This window comes from Simiduia litorea, assembly GCF_042853465.1.
Lineage (GTDB): Bacteria > Pseudomonadota > Gammaproteobacteria > Pseudomonadales > Cellvibrionaceae > Simiduia > Simiduia litorea.
In genome coordinates, this window is record NZ_AP031497.1 from 2133241 (window position 1) to 2148441 (window position 15201).

A 15201-nucleotide genomic window follows, 5' to 3' on the forward strand; every position below is an offset into this window, starting at 1 on the left:
GTAGTCAAGCTGCGGTGGATTAGGGCGGATCTGATAGCAAGCCATTTTCGGGCTTAAATATCAAATACCTAGCCACTGCGGCCTTGATAAGGCCATTTTACGAGCCTGAACTTTTGTAACCTTTGTTAAGTTTTTGTTTGTTAGCGTCTGTATGTGTCTTCGTCTGTGGTTGGGGCTGATTTTTTTTCAGCAAGGCATTGGCTAGCTGTTGAATTCTACTATCCAAAACTTGGAGTTGAAGTAGGCCTTCATGGCTCCTGTCGCAATCTGTCATTGCCTTTTTAGTTGAGCCGGATATTGGCATTTCGCGAATCAACCGATCTCTAATTACAACTAATGAGCTTACGGTTTCCAGCTCGCCTGCTTCGAGTGCTTGGATCAGTTGGTTCGAGGCTTCTATCGCGTCGTCTATTATTGTGCTTTTCATGAGTAGGTCGACTCGCTTTCTATTTTTGCAGTTGCTGTTAGCTTAGCGTCTTTCACTTTCGATGAAAGAAAAAAGAACATTTGTTGGTTGTTATTAGTGCGGCAAACTCTTGCCGAATTCTACTGTCAGGCGAGTCAGAAAATTGCCGCTCCACTGCTTCCCTTCGGGCCAACCTAGCTCCCCCAGTTTTTTTTACTGTAAATACAATGGGTTACACTTGTTTTTAAAAGTTGGCATGAGCGTTGCTCTAATCCTCTTGAGTTCTATGTGGCTAGTCGAAACCGGAGTTTTGGCCAGCTGATTTGGCAAAATACTCTAGGGTAGAGGAGAAGCAACATGCCATTAGTCATCAATACCAATGTGCAATCACTGAATGCACAACGACAGTTGGTGAAGTCGGGCGACGATTTAAGCCAGGCGATGGAACGTTTATCATCCGGTAAGCGCATCAACACCGCGGCTGATGATGCGGCAGGCTTGTCCATCTCAAATCGCATGACGTCACAAATTCGCGGCCTAAATCAGGCGATACGAAATGCCAGTGATGGTATTTCGCTGATCCAAACCGCCGAAGGTGCGCTGGATGAAACGACAAATATTTTACAGCGTATTCGCGAGTTAGCGATTCAGTCATCGAACGGAATTTACGATGACAGCAACCGCAAAACACTCGATGCTGAGGTCCAGCAGTTGATCGCTGAAATGGATCGTATCGCTGAAACCACATCCTTTAACGGCCAAAAGTTGTTAAATGGCAGTTTAGGTGAGGTCGCTTTACAAGTGGGCGCTCAAGCCGGTGAATTTATCGATTTGCAAGTGGGCGAGCTTAATTCGGCTTCACTGGGTAGCGCCGTTGACGCAGGCCTGAGCAATACCAGTCGCTATTATGATAACCCCGCCGCGGGTGCGCTGGGTATCACAGCAGGCGATTTAACGATTAACGGTATTGCCATCAGTGGTACAAGCTCCGCCGATGATAACGCATCCACGTCGAATGCGAATGCTAGTTCAATCGCACTCGCCGCTGCCATTAATAAGGCTTCTGATTTAAGCGGCGTTAAAGCAACGGTAAACAGCACCGTCATGGCCGGCGCGTCTATGACGCCTCTGGCTGCACAAACTGGCACATTTACGGTCAATGGCGTGCCCACTGCTGCCGTTACAACCACGGCCGATGGTGCGACAACGCGTTCCGCAATTGTTGCAGCCATTAATGCAATTGCTGCGCAGACAGGTGTCACTGCCGTTGATTCAGGTGAGGATGCCACCGGTATTAACTTAATAGCGGAAGATGGACGTAATATCGCTGTGACGACGTCAAGTGCGACATTAACAGCTGCCAATACCGGCCTTCGCCTTGCGGCAACCTCGACTGATTTGGCGCTTCAAATCGGCAGTGTTTCTTTGCTCTCTGTCAACGGTGGCGATGTCGCGATTGGCGGCGATAGTAGTCTCACGCCGCAGTCGGGTTTTGTGGCCGGTAATTATTCCGGTGTACTCGCACAGGCTACCAGTGCATCCCACGAAGGCGCAGACAACGCGGCGACACAATTACAAGCTGGGGACCTGGTTGTAAACGGTATTCAGATTGGCGGTGCGAAAGCAACCGACGATACGGCGAGTACTGCAGGGAAAACCGGTAGTGCTATTGCAATCGCCAAAGCTATTAATAACGTATCTGAAGCCACTGGCGTAACGGCACAGGTAACGGGTACGACGATTACCGGACAGTCGTCCCCCACGACTCCAGCGGCGGCAGGTGATACATTTTTCACGACTATTAATGGCATTTTGCTGCCAACGGTTACCAGTATTGGCGAGCTGAGTGCCGATAGAGCGGCGACGGTATCTGCGATTAATAAAATATCCGGACAGACGGGTGTTGTGGCTCGCGATACCGGTAGTGGTATTGAAATGCTTGCGGCTGATGGTCGAAATATTACGCTAGCCGCGGCGGGTGGTACCGGTACGGCTGAAGAGTTTGGCTTAGGTAACTCGACTGGCGCAGCGCCGAGCACGGCGTTTACCCAAACGACCTTTGGCGCGGTAACACTGTCATCCGGTTCACAAATTGAGGTGACTGCTGGGGCCAATGGCATTGCCGGTTTAGAGGGTATTGGCTTCCGAGCTGGTCTATTTGGTGCAACTGAAAGTGGCCAGTTATTAAAGGATGTCAGCATAGCAACGCTTAAGGGTGCGCAATCGGCGATTCAAGCTGTCGATAATGCATTGGAAAAGATTAATGCGGTGCGGGCAGATTTAGGTGCGATTAACAACCGTCTAGATTTTACGATTTCCAATTTGATGAATGTTACTGAAAATACCGCGGCTGCGCGCAGTCGTATTATGGATGCTGATTTCGCCGCTGAAACGGCGAATTTGAGCCGGGCGCAAGTGCTACAACAAGCTTCCCAAGCAATGTTGGCGCAAGCAAACGCTTCTACTCAACAAGTGCTCCAGTTACTGAATCAATAATCGCGACTAAAAAGCCAACCCTTCATAACTGAAGGGTTGGCATACGCACTTCCTAAGAAAAAATCATTCTATCCGGCTATCTGTTTATTAAGGCCCGCAAACGGCGTTTTTACTAATAAAATCAAGTTGATAGCTATGTTTTTCCGCTATACGGCAAAGTCTTGCCGCTTTCACCTAAAGCTTTGTCCTATTCTGTCGATAACCTAGTCAGAAGCGCTTCGACCTGTTCGAGCCTTTAAGGCAGGCTGGTATATAACCGGTCATCATTGAGGAACCGTGATAGGAGGCAATCATGCCCTTAGTCATTAACACCAACGTTCAATCGCTGAACTCTCAGCGTCAACTGGTGAAGTCCGGTGCAGACATGTCGAAAGCCATGGAACGCCTGTCTTCAGGTATGCGTATTAACAAAGCAGCAGACGATGCTGCCGGCTTGGCCATTGCCAACCGTATGACGTCGCAAGTACGGGGCCTAAACCAGGCCGTGCGTAACGCCAACGACGGCGTGTCCATGGTACAAACCGCAGAAGGTGGTTTGAGCGAAATAACCAACATGCTCCAGCGTATGCGCGAACTTGCGGTACAGTCTGCTAACGGAATTTACTCCGACGCCGACCGTGCAACCTTGAACGCTGAATCAGAGCAGTTGAAGTCTGAAATTCAACGTATTGCAGATACTACGTCCTTTAACGGTCAGTCACTGTTAGATGGCTCTTTAGGCAATGTGTTGTTGCAAGTAGGCTCTGAAGCGAACCAAACTATTGGCGTAAATATTGCCGAAGTGAGTAACGATAAGTTAGGTGTGAGTGCGAAAGCTGGTCTGAGTTCATTTGCTCAAACAGGTGCTACTGCAGCCTTAACTGGTCTAGGTACAGGTGATTTGGTAATCAACGGTATTGCAATCGACTCAGCTAAATCGAGTTCTGATACTGCCTCTAGCGTGAACAAAACATCTAGCGCAATTTCCATAGCAACCGCTATTAATGAGAAGTCAAGCTTGACCGGCGTCACCGCGGTTGTTGAGAAGTCAACACTTGGCGGTGCGGCAATGCCTGGCGCAGGCGCATTGACATCTACATTATCGATAAATGGCGTGTCTGTTGGCACCTTATCGAGAACAGCGACCGCAACGGATGCCGAGGCGCGCGCTGCAACAGTTGCTCAAATCAATAACTTTGCTGGTTCGACCGGAGTTACTGCCGTCGATAGTGGTACGTCTAATGGAGGTATTTCACTCGTTGCTGCTGACGGTCGAAATATCGCATTAACCGCGGGAACTGCGGCAAGCATGGCTGGTTTTGGTATCACGTTCGGTGGTGCTGATGCAGGCACTGAAGTGACCACAGGTACAGTCGCATTAAGATCCTCGTCGGGTGGTGACATTACTATTGCGCAAGGCGCAACGGGTAATACAGAGGATGCCGGTTTCTCGATAGGGACATATAGTGGTGTTCAGGCACAGGTGTCGAGTGATCTAAATAACGCGGTTGCGATGGCTGCAGGTGATGTATCAATAAATGGTGTGATTATTGGGGCTTCATCGGCGACCGACGATACTGCTTCACCATCTGCTGCTGCGGCGGCAAGTGCTATAGCGAAGGCGGCGGCAATTAACAAGGTTGCTGATCAAACAGGTGTAACGGCGGTTGTACGCGAGAACGTTGCTACCAATACTGCAACACAGTTAACTACTGCGCTGGCTGTATCCGGCACCGTTAATGGAATCGCAATTACTGGTTTCACATCAGTGGCTGGTGATGCCGCGGGTAACCGGTTGTCGATGGTCAATGCGATCAACGCGATTTCCGGTCAAACAGGCGTGAGGGCAGTAGACACCGGTGAAAATGGTAGTGCTGCAGGCGGCGGTGTAAATTTAATTGCCGACGATGGGCGTAACATCGTTACAGCATTTACCAACGGCGTGAACGGCGGTGTGGCTGATGCGGCGACTTCAATCGGCGAGTTTACCTTGGTATCTGACAAAGAAATCGTAATTGCACGTGGAACCACCGCCGGTATTGCAAACTCCGGATTAAAGGTTGGTACTTACGGTAATGCGAAAGATGGTCAATCCATTGCCAATGTCGATATCTCGACAGCGGCAGGAGCCCAGTCCGCCATTAAAGGTCTGGATAATGCTATCGACAGCGTTAACTCAATCCGAGCTGATCTCGGTGCGGTAAGTAACCGATTAGACTTCGCAACGTCCAACTTGATGAACGTATCTGAAAATACCGCAGCCGCTCGCTCGCGTATTCAGGATGCGGACTTCGCGGCGGAAACAGCGGCGCTGAGTCGTGCACAAGTTCTGCAGCAAGCATCCACAGCGATGTTGGCTCAGGCGAATGCACAGCCACAGCAGGTTCTGTCACTGCTCCAGTAATGGCGCAGTCATAGATAACTTAAAGCGGGTGGGGTAGCCCCCACCATTTAGCTGAGAGGTTTTCCCATGAATGAAGTTAGAGCAACACAAGTGGCTATGACGATAGCCGCCGGGTCTGCTTCATCAAAAGGGGCTGCTGGCGCAACAAGCAGGGAAACCGGCAAAATATCGCCGGTGGAACAACCCGAGCAACCGCAAGAAGCAAAAAAAGTTGAGCTACCACAAGAACCTGTCGTGCTACAGGAAGTGGTGGCAGACATGAATAATTATATTCAGTCTGTGCAACGGGATTTGCATTTCGCGGTGGATGAAGATCTTGATCAAACCGTGATCAGGGTGATGGACCGGGATACGGGTGAGCTCATTCGCCAAATCCCAGAAGAAGTGTTTTTAGACTTGGCACGAAAAATGAAAGCAGAACAAGAGCCCTTTCATTTGGTTAATGCTCAGGGCTAAAAGCCGTCAGGTTTCGACGGGGTGCGCTTGCGCACCCTTTGTCGCATCTGAATAATTGATATAACCCGTTAAGTTTTATTCGTTCTTGTATATGCCTAAGAGCGAATAGATGGAGAGGTAGATATGATTGATTCAAATGTCCCCTACTTGTTAGGTGCCGGATCGGGTATCGACTCCAAAGCGCTGGTAGAACAATTAGTCGAGATTGAAAAGTCTGCAAAACAAGGCCAGATTGACTCTAAGCGAACCAGCTATGAAACTAAATTGTCTGACTATGGCCTCTTTAAAAGTGCTCTATCTACTTTGCAAGGTGCTTTAACTACATTAAAAAACCCCGAAACGTTTACCGCAAAATCAGTATCCTTTCCCGATAGCGAAGTGGTGATACCAACAGCGGTTAAAGCCGGCGCACAAACCGGTACTTTTTCCATTGAAGTGACCAATATTGCTAAGTCACAAAGCTTGAGTTCACCTACGTTTACTAATATTACTGATGAGGTGGGAAAGGGCACTCTGACGTTCAATTTTGGCGATTGGGATGACGTGATTCCGCCCACAACGTTTACCGCTGATACTAACAAAGCCGCTAAATCTATTATTATTGATGATACCAATAACACACTTGAAGGGTTGCGAGACGCTATTAACGCTGCCAGCTTAGGTGTTCAGGCCAGTATTGTAAACGATGGAACAGGTTTTAAATTACTAATGAAGGCTACCTCGGGCGAGAATAGCCAACTAAGTATTTCTGTCGTGGAAGACGAAGTGGTGCCATCGGATAATGATGCAACTGGCTTGTCTAGATTTACCTTTAATGAAACCGCCTTGCAAATGACTCAGCAGCAGGCCGGTGCAGACGCACATTTAATTATGAATGGTCTGGCAGTAACACGCACTACAAATAACATCACAGATCTTATCGATGGTTTTAGCTTTACCATTGCAAAAGATGCACCGGGAGAAGTGGTCAATATTTCTATATTGGATGATAAAACCAGTGCTGAAGATGCGATACGAAATTTCGTTGACTTATACAATGAGTTTCTCGAAGTGGTTAAGCCTTTAACTGGCCTAAATGAGGAAACCAGTGAGTACGGCAGTTTATCGAGAGATGCGTTGGCAAAATCAATGTTAACTAAAATTCGCGAGTTTATAACTCAGCCGGTTGACGGCATTAACTCTGGCCTGAATGCCTTAACAAATCTTGGTATTCGAACTGAATTAGACGGTTCAATATCTATTGATGAGACGGTCTTCAGTCAAGCCTTCGATGCCAATTACGCAGATTTAAAAAATGTGTTTGCAGCGTCTACGGCGTCTAGCGCTGATAAAATCAAAGTAACTGGCTATGGCAAGCAAACTGTTGCGGGCACTTATGAGATTGAGATAACCCAACAACCTGAAAAAGGTTTTTTTACCGGTGCAGCCGTGGTGGGATTTCCACTCGATACGACCGGCAAAGACTACAGCTTTAGCTTTGAGGTTAATGGCGTTGCTACCGCAAATTTAGCGCTGCCAAATGGTGTGACCTACGCAGATGAAACCGAGCTCGTTAGTGCGCTTAAGCAGCTAATCAACAGCGATAGTGCATTGGTCGCCGCCGGCGTCAAGGTTGACGTCAGTTACGATACCGATCATCTAGTTTTTACCTCTAACGCGTTTGGTAGTAACTCTTTGGTATCCGTCACAGCAGGTGGTGCCGATATCGCGGATCTGGGCTTGTCGGTCGCGGCCGGTACCGCAGGCAAAAATGTGGTAGGCCTGGTCAATGGCGTTGAAGCCTTTGGCTTGGGTGATGTATTGCTCCCAGCCTATGGTACTGATGCTTACGGCCTTAAACTGAGAATTCTCCCAGGCGCGACTACGGCGTCAGTAACTTTCGCTCGAGGGATTGGCGATAATCTTGATCGACTAGTGACAGACTTTCTCGGCTCTCAGGGCCCAGTTAGTACGCGCGAAAAGGGACTTGCAGAAGACATTGCAGACCTAGATGAAGATCAAGAAAAGCTGGACAGTCGAAGTGCGGCCTATCAAGCGCGGTTACAGGCTCAGTTTATCGCCATGGAAGCCATTGTCGACTCGCTAAACAGTACGCGAGATTACTTAAAGAGTGTATTGGATAATCTCCCATTCACGGCCAATAATAACTAAAGCAATGTAGCTTTGGGTCGATAACCTTAGTAGAAACATGCGCCTTTGCAGTTTCGGGTGAATTGAGGTTGATATGAATCTTCGTGCTAATGTGAATGCCTACACTAAAGTTCGCAATGAGACCGCTGTTGAAACAGCGAACAATCACCGTCTTATTGAACTCTTGTATGACGGTGCATTAGAGCGTATTGCTCAAGCAAAGGGCGCGCAGCAGCAGGGTAGAATTGATGTTCGCGGTATCAAAGTAAGTCACGCCATTAATATCCTTATGGGCTTACGCGACGCGTTGAACCCGGCACAAGGTGCTGAATTAGCTGGTAATCTTGACTCCCTCTATGACTATATTCAACGCCTTCTCTTAAGTGGGCACAAAGAGGGCAGCATTGAGAAGTTTGACGAGGCCAGCAAACTGCTAAACGAGCTGGCCTCGGCTTGGCGCGAAATAGGCTCCTCTGTTTCCTCATAGAAGTTTCTTTTTAATAAACAAACTTGGCATTATCTTCGCATTAAAAACTATTAGGCACCTAAGTGCTGAGGTTTTTTTGACACTTGAGGATAATCCAATGACTGTAGTCGCCACCCGTGCTGCCAAAATGATGGCAGCTGAACCAAACGAAATATCTCCCCACCGTGTGATTGCACTTTTACTCGATGGCGCATTAGAGCGCATTGGTCAAGCAAAAGTGTGTTTGGCGGAAAAAAATCAAAAAGACTTTGAAGTCCTGCTTGTAAAGACGGTTGGCATTTTGAACGGTTTAAGATCAAGCCTAGATTTTGAAAAAGGCGGTGAAATCGCAGCCAACCTAGATTCGATCTATGACTATGTGGCTGACAGACTGATTCAGCAGCACAATCCAGAAGCCTTGGCCGAGGCGGAACATTTACTTTCAGAGATTAAAATGGGCTGGGATGGCATTACCGACGAAGTTTACTAGCGCTAAATGCCTATCATACTACCGTTGTGCTAAATCCAGATTTTATCGGCGTTTCGGCCCAAACACGACGTATTATATCTCGCGTTTAGATGAATGCTTGTCGATAATTTATTTTAATGGGCTGGTTGCGCGCTATTTAAAGATTTTTCCTCGGCCGTTCTTTAGTTTAGATGGCCACTGTCGATAACCTGAGGTAGCTAACCTATCTCAGGAGTATCACATGGCGTTAATTCCCCACAGTCAATGGCGCTTAGTTCGTATGCGAAAAGCGTTAGAATCGGCTTTGTCTGAGCAGGATTGGGATAAGGTTCGTCAGTTCGACGTAAGCCTTATGCAGGCGTTGAATGAAGCCAGCGAAGACCCCGAGCGCGATGCAAAAACACTGCTGATGGAATTAAACGCCGTCGTACATCTCTATAAGGATTTGGTGCTAAGTTCCGAGTTACATCGCAGTGTAAATCATCTACATTGAACCAGTAAAATAGCGTTTAACGATCTACGCGTCGAATGGCTTGAGGGTTTTTCATGTTTAAAGCTAAAGGAACAGCGTTGTATCAGCGCCTTGGGCTTGAAAGTCAAGTTCAGGGGGCGAGCCCACACCAACTTATTGCGCTTTTATACAATAGCGCAACTGCACAACTCGAACAGGCAATATTCGCTGATAGTCAAGGTAAGGACGAGCTGAGGCGCAAACACGTGGCCAAGTGTCTAGGTGTTATCGGTGGGTTATCAGAGTCGTTAAATTTTGATGTGGCATCTGAGCTACCCTACAATTTGCATAACTTGTACCTTTACATGCAGGGCAAGTTGGTTCAAAACCAGCGTCAATTTTCAAAGTCCGAGTGCGAGGAGATCCTTGCGCTACTGGAAACCTTGAGCGATGGCTGGGCTGGTATTGCCAATAACCCAGGCTAATCTGGTTATATTAAATCCCTTCTTACAACAGTTTTTTGACTCGTGCGGGCTCTTAGAACAAGAATCACGTAATAGCGTCAATATCTAGACGAAAACATTCCATCTAAACACCTGCCAAGAATTTGACCACTGGCAAAGTTTTGACTATTACTTGTTGCACTAAGTTGTTTTTTTGACTTCCGACACAGAAGTTAATGCCAACAGTGATAGGGGCCTCCAAATTGAGGCGATGTTCGTCTCCGGATTGCAGTAATCCTTAGGTGTAAATTAGGAAATCCACATGTTGTTAGAACCCATTAAAATTCTAGTAGTAGATGATAATGCCGAGCGTCGCCGCGACCTCAAAGTGATCTTAGATTTCATGGGTGAATCGGCCCTTACCGTCGACACCAGCCATTGGGAGGAGGAGGCAGACCTCGCTGACAGCGCACATCGATACAGTGCTGTTTTTTTGGGCGAGAATAAAGACCACCCCGCGCTCATTTCTCGCTTACAGCGAGTCCACGATTGGGATCAGGGTTTACCGGTTATTCTCGTTGGTCAAGAGTCGGCGCTACCTGTCGACACCAACCCCTATTTAAAGCATAAGATCATCGGTGTGATGCCGGATCAACCCACCTACAATCAACTGCTGGATTTATTACATCGGGCTCAGCGCTTTCACAGGATGCTCAGCAGGCATGCCAAGTCGGGGGCTAAGCGCGTTCCTCATTTGTTTAGGAGTTTGGTTGGTTCTGCACCCGCCGTTGAAAAAATGCGCGACATGATGGCACAAGTGGCGGATAAAGATGTCACGGTGTTAATCACTGGTGAATCCGGCACCGGTAAAGAAGTGGTAGCGAGAAACCTACACTACAACTCGACCCGCCGGGACAAGCCTTTCGTGCCAGTAAATTGTGGCGCCATTCCCGCCGAGCTGTTGGAAAGTGAGCTATTTGGTCATGAAAAAGGCGCATTTACGGGGGCCATTAGTTCTCGTGCCGGGCGCTTTGAAATGGCCGAGGGCGGCACTTTATTTCTAGATGAAATTGGCGATATGCCGTTGAACATGCAAGTGAAAATACTTCGGGTTTTACAAGAGCGCTGCTTTGAACGCGTTGGCAGCAATAAAACCCAACCGACCAATGTTCGAATTATAGCCGCGACCCACCGCAATTTAGATGACATGATCCTCGAGAATCGATTCCGCGAAGACTTATTTTACCGGTTGAACGTATTTCCCATCGAGGTTCCGGCCTTAAGGGAGCGGGCCGAGGATATTCCTGTTCTGATTACCGAATTGGTCTCTAAAATGGAGGCTGAAGGGCGGGGCAGTGCGCGCTTTAATTCCTCGGCAATTTTATCACTGTCGCGGCACGAGTGGTCTGGGAATGTGAGAGAACTGGCAAACTTGGTTGAACGAATGGCCATTATGATGCCCGGTAAAGTCGTGGGTGCGCAGGACTTACCGAGTAAATACCAGCATGTGGATGAAGTCGAACAAGAAGAGTTTTATTTACTGGAAGAAGATAGCCACAACACGGTGATTAAGGTAGGTGAGAACCCGTTATTGCCGGATGCTGGTATTGATTTGAAAGAATACTTGACGTCCTTAGAGTGCAGCCTTATTCAGCAAGCCCTAGATGACACCGGCGGTGTTGTGGCGCGGGCGGCCGACAGATTAACGATTCGTCGTACCACCCTCGTAGAGAAAATGCGTAAGTACGGCTTAAGTCGCTAACGCCTTCTATCGTCTCGATCTTAAGGGCCTTTTGGCCCTTTTTTTATTTCCTGAGTTAACAGAGTAATTTGGCACTTCCTTTGCAACAGTCTTATTTGAGCGCAGCAATGCGATTTTTTTGACACCTTGTTGGAATAAGCCATGGGGCAATTAGCCGTAAACTCGATACAACGAGAAGACTTCGAAAAACCAGATGGCTTAAAGTCTGCTTTTGAGCTCTTTAACGAGATGTCGGCCCAGTTGGCGAACTCTTATGATGCGTTGCAATCAAGAGTTCTAGAGCTTAACCAAGAGCTATCAACGGTGTCGGCCCAGCGTTTACAGGAACTCGCACAAAAAGAAAAATTGGCCAATAGGCTAGAAACCTTACTCAACGTCTTACCCGGCGGCGTTATCGTGCTCGATGCCTTCGGCAAAATTACCGAGGCGAATCCCGCGAGTCGTGACATGTTATCCGAGCCACTGGTCGGCTGTTTATGGCGTCAAATTATCGAGCGAAATTTCTCGCCGAAGGCCGACGATGGGCATGAAGTCTCCACGTTAGATGGTCGTCGTTACTCCATAGCAACGCGCTCCCTAGATGGCGACGGTCAAATCATTCTGTTAACTGATCAAACTCAAACTCGGCATTTGCAAGAGCAGTTGAGTCGACACGAACGTTTGTCGTCACTCGGCAAAATGGTTGCAGCACTGGCCCACCAAATCCGTACGCCGCTGTCTGCCGCCTTGCTCTACTCCAGCCACTTGACCGAGTTAGATGGCGATGTCGAGCGCTCACAAATCTGCGCTGAGAAAATCAGAGGTAGGCTTTTACACATGGAGCAGCAAGTTAAAGACATGCTGTTTTTTGTTAAAGGCGAACTACCACTACCGGATATTATCAACCTGCAAAAACTCAAAGATACGCTGGAAGAGGCCGTTGAGGCCGCGCTTAAACAGCGCAATGTTACCTGCCAGTGGATCGTAAAAAGCCCTGATTTCAACATTAAGATTAACCTTGAGGCGATCAGTGGTGCAGTCCAGAATTTGGTCGATAACGCGCTTCAAGCTGACAGCGAAGCCAAGCCAATAGCCATTACCTTAGAGCCGTTTCTAAACGATGCCTTGGCTATTAGCGTGTTGGATCAAGGGCCAGGCCTGCCCGAAGAGATTGCCGATTCAGTGTGCGATATTTTTGTCACAAATAAGGCACAGGGTACCGGCCTCGGGTTAGCTGTGGTGCAGCAAGTGGCCAAGGCACACAGCGGAAAGTTTACTATTCGATCGATTAAGGGTAAGGGCACGCGCGCAAGTTTAATTTTGCCGGTGCTGTACGCCCAATCGCAAACATCATCAATGTCAGAGGTGAAAGCATGACAGCGCAAGCCGTTAATGAGCGCCCCGCAAAACTGAGTGCGGAAACCGTTTTGATTGTCGAAGACGACGCTAGTTTGCGCGAAGCAATGGAGGACACCCTGTCTTTTGCCGGTATTAGCACGGCGTCAGTATCTTGCGCTGAAGCGGCAATTAGCTATCTTTCTGATGGCAATGAGGTCGCCATGATCGTCTCTGACATCAATATGGGCAAGCTTTCAGGACACGACCTTTTGCGTCATGTGCGTCAATACCACCCTCAGGTACCAGTGCTGTTAGTGACTGCCTATGGCAGTATTGTCGATTCAGTTGAAGCCATGCGCGAGGGTGCCGTAGATTATTTGGTGAAGCCGTTTGAGTCCCAAGATTTAGTACAGTTAGTTCATAAGCATGCAATCAATCAAGGCCAAGTGTATGACGCACCGGTGGCGGAGTCGGCGCAAAGCAAGCAGTTGCTACAGTTGGCCGATAGGGTGGCACATTCCGACTCTACGGTTTTGATTCTCGGAGAGTCTGGCACAGGGAAGGAAGTGTTAGCTCGTTATATCCACGCAAGATCGGCCCGAAAGGATCAACCTTTTGTCGCGATTAATTGTGCTGCTATACCCGAAAACATGCTGGAAGCTGTGCTGTTTGGGCATGAAAAGGGGGCTTATACCGGTGCCCATGCGAGCGCACCTGGAAAATTTGAGCAGGCCAATGGAGGCACGCTATTACTCGATGAAATATCAGAAATGGCACTCGGTTTACAAGCTAAACTGCTTCGGGTCTTGCAGGAGCGAGAGGTGGAGCGCTTAGGTGGTCGAAAGTTGATCAAACTGGATGTGCGCGTAATGGCGACCTCAAACAGAGGTATGCGCGAAGAGGTGTTAAATGGCCGTTTCCGTGAGGACCTCTACTATCGGTTGAGCGTCTTGCCTATGCAGTGGCAACCCCTTAGAGCGAGGAAGGACGATATCCGCCCCTTGGCGGAGAGCTTAATGCGCCGCCATGCTCAAAAACAGGGCCGTAAAGGTATCGTATTGAGCCCGGCTGCCATCCAAACGTTGGAAGACTATGCCTGGCCCGGCAATGTCCGCGAGCTGGATAATGTCATGCAGCGGGCATTGATACTCCAGTCAGGCACGCGCATTGAGCCATTGGATTTAGGCTTGGAGTTCGGCTTAGGTCAGCCCATAGCAGATCAGCCCGTGTGCTTAGCAAATGACCGCGAAACTCCACGACTGCAGGACACACCCGAGCCAAACGTTTCCGATGGCCTGTTGGGCGACGATTTGAAAAAGAGAGAGTTTGAGGTGATCGTTGAGACCTTGCGCAAGGTACATGGTAGCCGCAAGGACACCGCAGCTCGTCTAGGCATTAGTGCTCGAACCCTGCGTTATAAGGTGGCTCGATTAAAGGATGATGGCTTTGATGTGGACGGCGCTTGGAAGATGGCCCATTGATTAAATTTAGTGAAATAAACAGTTGACCGCAGCGCTAGCCCGTTATATTTTCCGCGACAGGCTAGGGTGACCCAGATGCGGATGTAGCCGGTATCGAATCTACCTTCAGCTTATAACTAAAGCAGATTGTTTATCTGAATTTTCTGCTTTTTGATAACCAGATTTTTTGCTTAGGTGGGGTAGGTTATGTCTGGTATGGAATTAAGTGTTGGCTTCGACGACAGTGACGATGTGTACGCGATGGATAATAGCGTGGATGACGTAGATACACGCGTAGCGGCAAATGCAACTGACCCTAGGCGTCGATTAGAAGAGCGTCTCGAGGAAATGCGATTAAAGCGCGAACTGCGCGAACTGGATTTAGACTTTAGAATCTGAATCAATCCCTGAAAAAAGCGGCTTAAGCCGCTTTTTTTTTCGTCCTCAAAAAAATCTTTTCCTAATCCGTATGGCAAAAGTGTGCCGCCGGCAATTCTTGGCCTGCTTTGTGCATTTACTGTTAAAAGTGCAACACATTTGGCTGAAAAGTCAAAAAGCCGACGGAGACAATCATGGTGGAAAGAATGGATATCAACCGCTTGTTGGTGGAAATGCGAGCCATAAAGCAGCAGGCCATGCCACCGCAAGTGAAAGATGTGAAGGCATTGGCTGGTCAAATTCAGCCTGGCACCGTGATTGGTGCGACGGAACCGCCATCGAGCGGATTCGGCGAGCTTTTTACTAAGGCCGTTGACAGTGTCAATAACACCCAACAAGAGTCTACGGCCTTGGCCAAGGCCTATGAAATCGGCGAGCAAGGTGTGGACATTACCGATGTCATGATTGCGTCGCAAAAGGCGAGTGTGTCTTTTCAGGCGATGTTGCAAGTGCGGAACAAGCTGGTAGATGCCTACCGCGACGTTATGAACATGCCTATTTAATTTTTGCGGAGCTAAAGCAAT

General features: G+C 48.4%; 14 protein-coding genes. 13 read left to right on the plus strand and 1 reads right to left on the minus strand.

Features of this window, described 5'->3' with window-relative positions; translation table 11 throughout:
- Positions 1 to 97: 97 nt before the first annotated feature.
- Positions 98 to 427, minus strand: coding sequence for a hypothetical protein (locus ACGHTT_RS09500; protein WP_390594898.1), 330 nt, complete (start codon positions 425 to 427; stop codon positions 98 to 100).
- A 336-nt stretch (positions 428 to 763) separates the two neighbouring features.
- On the opposite strand from ACGHTT_RS09500, the gene ACGHTT_RS09505 reads away from it, so the two are divergent.
- The 13 genes from ACGHTT_RS09505 to fliE all read left to right on the plus strand — a co-directional run bounded on the left by ACGHTT_RS09505 (position 764) and on the right by fliE (position 15180).
- Positions 764 to 2902 carry a flagellin gene (locus ACGHTT_RS09505; protein ID WP_390594899.1) on the plus strand — a complete coding sequence of 713 codons (2139 nt, stop codon included), beginning with the start codon at positions 764 to 766 and terminating at the stop codon, positions 2900 to 2902.
- A 292-nt stretch (positions 2903 to 3194) separates the two neighbouring features.
- The gene (locus ACGHTT_RS09510) at positions 3195 to 5285 is read left to right on the plus strand and encodes a flagellin (protein WP_390594900.1); all 2091 of its coding nucleotides are present in this window, start codon (positions 3195 to 3197) and stop codon (positions 5283 to 5285) included.
- Positions 5286 to 5351: 66 nt separating this feature from the next.
- On the plus strand, positions 5352 to 5741 hold the full coding sequence (locus tag ACGHTT_RS09515; protein ID WP_290263287.1) for a flagellar protein FlaG: 390 nt from the start codon (positions 5352 to 5354) through the stop codon (positions 5739 to 5741).
- Between the two features lie 123 nt (positions 5742 to 5864).
- Positions 5865 to 7892 (plus strand): flagellar filament capping protein FliD, encoded by a 2028-nt coding sequence (gene fliD / locus ACGHTT_RS09520; RefSeq protein ID WP_390594901.1) that lies wholly within the window; start codon positions 5865 to 5867, stop codon positions 7890 to 7892.
- 73 nt (positions 7893 to 7965) lie between these two features.
- Positions 7966 to 8358, plus strand: a complete 393-nt coding sequence (gene fliS / locus ACGHTT_RS09525; RefSeq protein WP_390594902.1) for a flagellar export chaperone FliS — start codon at positions 7966 to 7968, stop codon at positions 8356 to 8358.
- A gap of 97 nt (positions 8359 to 8455) precedes the next feature.
- Complete coding sequence (gene fliS / locus ACGHTT_RS09530) at positions 8456 to 8827, plus strand: flagellar export chaperone FliS (RefSeq protein ID WP_390594903.1); 372 nt, start codon at positions 8456 to 8458, stop codon at positions 8825 to 8827.
- A gap of 220 nt (positions 8828 to 9047) precedes the next feature.
- A complete protein-coding gene (locus ACGHTT_RS09535) occupies positions 9048 to 9299 on the plus strand; it encodes a hypothetical protein (RefSeq protein ID WP_390594904.1) in 252 nt (83 codons plus the stop codon).
- A gap of 53 nt (positions 9300 to 9352) precedes the next feature.
- Complete coding sequence (gene fliS, locus ACGHTT_RS09540; protein ID WP_390594905.1) at positions 9353 to 9742, plus strand: flagellar export chaperone FliS; 390 nt, start codon at positions 9353 to 9355, stop codon at positions 9740 to 9742.
- Positions 9743 to 10022: 280 nt separating this feature from the next.
- Positions 10023 to 11462 (plus strand): sigma-54 dependent transcriptional regulator, encoded by a 1440-nt coding sequence (locus ACGHTT_RS09545; protein ID WP_390594906.1) that lies wholly within the window; start codon positions 10023 to 10025, stop codon positions 11460 to 11462.
- A 141-nt stretch (positions 11463 to 11603) separates the two neighbouring features.
- Complete coding sequence (locus ACGHTT_RS09550; RefSeq protein WP_390594907.1) at positions 11604 to 12818, plus strand: sensor histidine kinase; 1215 nt, start codon at positions 11604 to 11606, stop codon at positions 12816 to 12818.
- A complete protein-coding gene (locus ACGHTT_RS09555) occupies positions 12815 to 14260 on the plus strand; it encodes a sigma-54-dependent transcriptional regulator (RefSeq protein ID WP_390594908.1) in 1446 nt (481 codons plus the stop codon). Before ACGHTT_RS09550 ends, ACGHTT_RS09555 begins: the two co-directional genes overlap by 4 nt.
- Positions 14261 to 14446: 186 nt before the next feature.
- Positions 14447 to 14638, plus strand: a complete 192-nt coding sequence (locus ACGHTT_RS09560; protein ID WP_390594909.1) for a PA3496 family putative envelope integrity protein — start codon at positions 14447 to 14449, stop codon at positions 14636 to 14638.
- Between the two features lie 173 nt (positions 14639 to 14811).
- Positions 14812 to 15180 carry a flagellar hook-basal body complex protein FliE gene (gene fliE / locus ACGHTT_RS09565; protein WP_390594910.1) on the plus strand — a complete coding sequence of 123 codons (369 nt, stop codon included), beginning with the start codon at positions 14812 to 14814 and terminating at the stop codon, positions 15178 to 15180.
- The last annotated feature ends 21 nt before the right edge of the window (positions 15181 to 15201 follow it).

Coding starts and splice junctions, on each gene's coding strand:
- ACGHTT_RS09500 (WP_390594898.1), bottom strand. CDS start 427: ATGAAAAGCACAATAATAGACGACGCGATAGAAGCCTCGAACCAACTG.
- ACGHTT_RS09505 (WP_390594899.1), top strand. CDS start 764: ATGCCATTAGTCATCAATACCAATGTGCAATCACTGAATGCACAACGA.
- ACGHTT_RS09510 (WP_390594900.1), top strand. CDS start 3,195: ATGCCCTTAGTCATTAACACCAACGTTCAATCGCTGAACTCTCAGCGT.
- ACGHTT_RS09515 (WP_290263287.1), top strand. CDS start 5,352: ATGAATGAAGTTAGAGCAACACAAGTGGCTATGACGATAGCCGCCGGG.
- fliD (WP_390594901.1), top strand. CDS start 5,865: ATGATTGATTCAAATGTCCCCTACTTGTTAGGTGCCGGATCGGGTATC.
- fliS (WP_390594902.1), top strand. CDS start 7,966: ATGAATCTTCGTGCTAATGTGAATGCCTACACTAAAGTTCGCAATGAG.
- fliS (WP_390594903.1), top strand. CDS start 8,456: ATGACTGTAGTCGCCACCCGTGCTGCCAAAATGATGGCAGCTGAACCA.
- ACGHTT_RS09535 (WP_390594904.1), top strand. CDS start 9,048: ATGGCGTTAATTCCCCACAGTCAATGGCGCTTAGTTCGTATGCGAAAA.
- fliS (WP_390594905.1), top strand. CDS start 9,353: ATGTTTAAAGCTAAAGGAACAGCGTTGTATCAGCGCCTTGGGCTTGAA.
- ACGHTT_RS09545 (WP_390594906.1), top strand. CDS start 10,023: ATGTTGTTAGAACCCATTAAAATTCTAGTAGTAGATGATAATGCCGAG.
- ACGHTT_RS09550 (WP_390594907.1), top strand. CDS start 11,604: ATGGGGCAATTAGCCGTAAACTCGATACAACGAGAAGACTTCGAAAAA.
- ACGHTT_RS09555 (WP_390594908.1), top strand. CDS start 12,815: ATGACAGCGCAAGCCGTTAATGAGCGCCCCGCAAAACTGAGTGCGGAA.
- ACGHTT_RS09560 (WP_390594909.1), top strand. CDS start 14,447: ATGTCTGGTATGGAATTAAGTGTTGGCTTCGACGACAGTGACGATGTG.
- fliE (WP_390594910.1), top strand. CDS start 14,812: ATGGTGGAAAGAATGGATATCAACCGCTTGTTGGTGGAAATGCGAGCC.